The sequence below is a fragment of the Bacillus cereus group sp. BfR-BA-01441 genome, from assembly GCF_022663075.1.
Taxonomy (GTDB): domain Bacteria; phylum Bacillota; class Bacilli; order Bacillales; family Bacillaceae_G; genus Bacillus_A; species Bacillus_A cereus.
In genome coordinates this window covers 1-511 of record NZ_JAKUEU010000250.1, presented here as the reverse complement: position 1 = coordinate 511, position 511 = coordinate 1, and the positions used below count along the sequence as shown (strand labels likewise).

Genomic DNA, 511 nt, shown 5'->3' with positions numbered 1-511 from the left:
TGAGATTTTTGCTTTACCATTTTTATCTGTTTTTACTTCTGTTACTACTTTGCCTTTGTCGTCTTGTACTTCGAAGACTACGCCTTCTAATGCTTTTTGACTATCTTTATCTACTTTTGTGATTTCTACTGAACCTTTGTCTAACTGTTCATTCTCTACTTTTAATGATAAGACTTCTGTCATACCCTTTTTAATTTCGAATGATACTGGCTCTGTTAGCTTTTTGTAGCCTGGTAAGCTTTCTACTTCTACTAGTTTGTAATTCCCTACAGATAGATCTGAAATTTTCGCTTTTCCTTCTTTATCTGTTTTTACTTTTGTTACTACTTTTCCTTTTTCATCTTGCACTTCGAATCTTACGCCTTTTAATAACGCGCCACTTTCTTTGTCCACTTTTGTAATTTCTACTGAGCCTTTATCTACTAATTCGTTCTCTACTTTTAGTGATAAAACTTCTGTCATACCTTTTTTGATTTCGAATGATACTGGTTTCGCTAGTTTTTTATATCCT

At 32.9% G+C, this 511-nt stretch carries 1 protein-coding gene; it reads right to left on the bottom strand.

Features of this window, described 5'->3' with window-relative positions:
* Positions 1–511, bottom strand: a 511-nt coding sequence (locus tag MR107_RS30355; RefSeq protein ID WP_242293177.1) for an MSCRAMM family protein, incomplete at both ends; no start/stop codon positions are given.